General features: G+C 45.7%; 4 protein-coding genes. 3 read left to right on the top strand and 1 reads right to left on the bottom strand.

Annotated elements, in window-relative coordinates:
• The first annotated feature begins 66 nt into the window (after positions 1–66).
• From AC0QH1_RS30490 to AC0QH1_RS30500, 3 genes are read left to right on the top strand one after another with little or no spacing between them, the layout of a single operon-like run.
• Positions 67–357, top strand: a complete 291-nt coding sequence (locus tag AC0QH1_RS30490; protein WP_324635205.1) for a hypothetical protein — start codon at positions 67–69, stop codon at positions 355–357.
• 38 nt (positions 358–395) lie between these two features.
• Positions 396–1,310: an RNA-guided endonuclease InsQ/TnpB family protein gene (locus AC0QH1_RS30495; RefSeq protein WP_324635206.1), complete on the top strand. Its 915-nt coding sequence runs from the start codon at positions 396–398 to the stop codon at positions 1,308–1,310.
• Between the two features lie 33 nt (positions 1,311–1,343).
• Positions 1,344–1,637, top strand: coding sequence for a 2'-5' RNA ligase family protein (locus tag AC0QH1_RS30500; RefSeq protein WP_324635207.1), 294 nt, complete (start codon positions 1,344–1,346; stop codon positions 1,635–1,637).
• Here the strand turns inward: AC0QH1_RS30500 and AC0QH1_RS30505 are convergent.
• Positions 1,621–2,907, bottom strand: coding sequence for a ribulose bisphosphate carboxylase small subunit (locus AC0QH1_RS30505; RefSeq protein WP_324635208.1), 1,287 nt, complete (start codon positions 2,905–2,907; stop codon positions 1,621–1,623). The two genes, AC0QH1_RS30500 and AC0QH1_RS30505, sit on opposite strands and share 17 nt — an antisense overlap.
• Positions 2,908–3,247: the final 340 nt, after the last annotated feature.

Below are 3,247 nucleotides of genomic sequence, written 5' to 3' on the forward strand. Positions count from 1 at the left end.
CCGCAATTATATTCGTTGGACATGATAAGGCTTTGTGCTTTATAATATCATAAGGAGGTGAAAAAAATGTTTGGATGTCAACAAATTTTAATTAATCCCAATAATGAACTAAGAGCGATTCTTGAGTTTATTTGTGGTGAGTCTAATAAGTTGCACAACTGCGGAACGTATTATGCAAGGCAACTTTATTTCAAAACGGGTAAAATCCCGAATAAGTTTGACTTGCATCGCCTTATGGCTTCTAATCGACATTTTCAAGTGATGTACTCCCAATCAGCCCAGCAGTGTCTAACCACCGTTGCTGAAGCGTTTAAGTCATTTTTGGGACTATTAAGGGAATCAGTCAAGGTACAGTAACGCAGAAACCGAAACTTCCTAGCTATAGAAAGCCAGGGTTGAACCTCGTCACCTATCCGAAACAAGCGGTGAAACTGAAAGAATTAGGTTTGCGGTTTCCTCTAGGAAGACTGGTTAAAACTTGGTTCGGAGTCGATAGCTTTTATGTGCATAAGCCGTCCAACTTAGATTTTAGCAAAATTCGAGAATATCGAATCTTACCAAGAAATGGTGCTTTCTACCTTGAGTTTATCTACAAAGTTGAATCAGTGCAGGCTGATGTCGATACCAACAATGTTTTAGGCATAGACCCAGGCTTGAATAACTGGCTCACCTGTGTGAGCAATGTTGGCACATCTTTCATAGTTGATGGGTTGCATCTCAAATCATTGAACCAGTGGTACAACAAACGAGTAGCAAGATTAAAAGAAAATCAACCTCAAGGGTTTTGGTCAAACCAATTGGCTAGAGTCACCGAAAAGCGTAACCGACAAATGCGAGATGCAGTTAATAAAGCTGCTAGAATCGTATTAAATCACTGCATTGAACACCGAATCGGAACTGTGGTATTCGGCTGGAATGAAGGACAACGACAAAAAATTAATCTCGGTAGTAAAACCAATCAAAGTTTTGTTCAAATCCCTACAGCTAGACTAAAAGACAGAATTGCTCAACTCTGTGAGCAATATGGTATCCAGTTCATTGAAACCGAAGAATCCTACACCAGCAAAGCAAGTTTTCTAGACTTTGATGAACTACCTACATTTGGTGAAAAACCCGAAGGGTGGAAAGAGTCTGGAAAACGAGTTAAGCGGGGATTGTACCAAACTTCAGATGGATTCAAAATCAATGCTGACTGTAATGGGGCAGCAAATATTTTGAGAAAAGTAGCGGCAAAATTGGGGTTTAACCTCAATGGAGTCAGTAGAGGTGTTTTGATTGCGCCTTTAAAAGTCCGACTTTGGACTCTTTAAGAATCCCTCGGATTTATCCGTAGGGAGTATCAAGTGCATGTGGAAAAAACTCCGGAATTGCTGGCGATCCAGTCTGAGTTAATCCAGCAGATGGAACAGTCTTTGGGGATTAGGGATCCAAAGGCGAAATCTCGCCCGTTTTCGCCCCACATGACGATCGCTTTTAAAGATTTGAAGCGCAATCACTTTAAAGCGGGATGGAAGGAATTCCAACCGCGCCCATTCGATCGCCAGTTCACCGCGAGTCATCTGACGTTGTTGCGTCATAATGGCCAGCGGTGGACTATCTACGCGGACTATCCGTTTAATTCTAGGGTCGCTGAATAATTGTTTCGGTAATCCGTCGTTTGGCGTTGGGGTCGATTGCTACTAAGCGCACGTAGTCTTTGGGGTGTTCCTGCAGACAGGCGGCGAGGGCGGCGATCGCTTCGGTTTGGCGATCGGCGCTTAATGAGGCGCAACTTTTCCAGGCGTTGGTCTGGAAGCGCCGCTTATCTACATATTCGATGCCAATTCGATGCCCGCCAATTGCTATTTGTTGCAGTTGTTCCATTATCTCGGGGGACAGATGGGGGGTCTGTGGGGCGCTTGCGCGGTTTCCGGCGTTTGGGGCGGTGGTTTCTGGGTTGGCAATTTGGTTGCGATCTATGGTTTTCATGGTTTCTGTTTCTCGGGAAGCATTTCTCACCGCTGTTTCGGATATGCGATCGCCTGCTGCTAAGGATCGATTGTACTCTTGGGATAACCGCATCCGCTCTACCCAGTTGTGTTCTTCGCTCATTAAATGCCCCATTTCAATTAAGTGAGGCAAGGTGAAATTGGGCTTTTTAAATTGCGGTGGGGATTCGCTGCTGTTTACCAATCTTGCCGAAACGCGATCGATGCCGATGCTGTGGATAAATTCTTCTACTTGTTCGTCGTAAAGTCGCGATCGCAATGCGCTGTAAAAGTCGAGCGAGCGATCGGGAAAGCTATCCACAAGCTGTTCTATCTCCCGCCGAGGTACGCCATCGGGTTCAAACATGCCGGCGACAATTCCAATTTTATCCTCTCGGTTGGGTTCCCAATAAAATTTCTCCATCCGACCATCCCGAATTAAGGGGGCATATAAGGTGGAAAAATCATTCCCGGTGACGATAATCGGGACGCGATGTAAGGGGGTGGAATCGTAACTTCCGGGCAGTTGCACGTTGGTGGGATTGTCGGCAATATTCATTAAGGTGGCATTCACCAATTGGGTGTTTACCGTGTATTGGGTGGTGCGATCGAATCGTCCTGCGCCTGCATCTAAATCGTTAATCATCAGCACGCACATTCTACCGCGCACTTTAATCAATTCCGCCGCTTCGCGATAGCGCAGGCGAATCAGTCGCGCCGGATCGCCTGCATCGGGACTTTCCAATTCTCCGCCAGAAATATGCAGCGCTTCGACTCCCATTTGCTGGAATACCAGTTCGCATTGAAAGGATTTCCCTTCCCCTTTGCGCCCGTGGATTCCCAATATTAAGGGCACCCGCACTCCGGGCAATTCCATAAAGTTTTTGGTGATATGGACGGCGAGTTTATTGAGAAATCTAGGAGCAATGTAATAACTCATGGGTTAGGATATGCCGGGGTCAGTTTTAGTAGTTTTTATTATTTTACGGGAAAATGGCACGGTTATTGCAATTTGAGGGAAATTTTCAGCACGAATCTGTCGAGAATTGAGGACTCGCTTTCAGCGTGCATTGCTTTTTTTCCTACACCCTCCCAGAGCAATTCTGGTTTTCCGATGATGCAACTTGCCGATGATTATCAGGGGCGATCGCATCCTCGGTGAAGCGCTGGTTTTTGCTTATGCAATCCAAGCATTGCACATAAGCCCGAATTCCCCCTTTAACTTCAAGATAGCCCATCCTCAATCCCTTTGTCAACCCCTTGGGGGAACAATTTTCCGT

The organism is Phormidium sp. CCY1219 (assembly GCF_055795085.1).